At 49.2% G+C, this 950-nt stretch carries 1 rRNA gene; it reads right to left on the bottom strand.

Features of this window, described 5'->3' with window-relative positions:
- Positions 1-950: ribosomal RNA gene (locus PAUR_RS00020) — 23S ribosomal RNA — on the bottom strand; the annotation flags it as partial.

The raw sequence follows: 950 nt of genomic DNA, 5'->3' as shown, positions 1-950 counted from the left end.
CCTCCCGGTACACCTTCAACCGCTTACAGAACGCTCCCCTACCACTTGTCCTAAGACAAATCCGCAGCTTCGGTGATATGTTTAGCCCCGTTACATCTTCCGCGCAGGCCGACTCGACTAGTGAGCTATTACGCTTTCTTTAAAGGGTGGCTGCTTCTAAGCCAACCTCCTAGCTGTTTTAGCCTTCCCACATCGTTTCCCACTTAACATATACTTTGGGACCTTAGCTGGCGGTCTGGGTTGTTTCCCTCTTCACGATGGACGTTAGCACCCACCGTGTGTCTCCCGGATAGTACTTTACGGTATTCGGAGTTTGCAAAGGGTTGGTAAGTCGGGATGACCCCCTAGCCTTAACAGTGCTCTACCCCCGTAAGTATTCGTCCGAGGCTCTACCTAAATAGATTTCGGGGAGAACCAGCTATCTCCCGGTTTGATTAGCCTTTCACTCCTAGCCACAGGTCATCCCCTAACTTTTCAACGTTAGTGGGTTCGGTCCTCCAGTTGATGTTACTCAACCTTCAACCTGCCCATGGCTAGATCACCGGGTTTCGGGTCTATACCCTGCAACTAAGCGCCCAGTTAAGACTCGCTTTCGCTACGGCTACCCTAATCGGTTAACCTCGCTACAGAATATAAGTCGCTGACCCATTATACAAAAGGTACGCAGTCACCTAACAAGTAGGCTCCTACTGCTTGTACGTATACGGTTTCAGGTTCTATTTCACTCCCCTCACAGGGGTTCTTTTCGCCTTTCCCTCACGGTACTGGTTCACTATCGGTCAGTTGGGAGTATTTAGCCTTAGATGATGGTCCACCTATATTCAGTCAAAGTTTCACGTGCTCCGACCTACTCGATTTCACTGCTTATAAATTTTTGTGTACGGGACTATCACCCTGTATCGTGGCACTTTCCAGAGCCTTCCACTAATTACAAAACAGCTTAAGGGCTG

It is taken from the genome of Pseudoalteromonas aurantia 208, assembly GCF_014858725.1.
In the GTDB taxonomy this organism is placed as follows: Bacteria; Pseudomonadota; Gammaproteobacteria; order Enterobacterales; family Alteromonadaceae; genus Pseudoalteromonas; species Pseudoalteromonas aurantia.
This window is presented reverse-complemented; position numbering and strand designations above follow the sequence as displayed.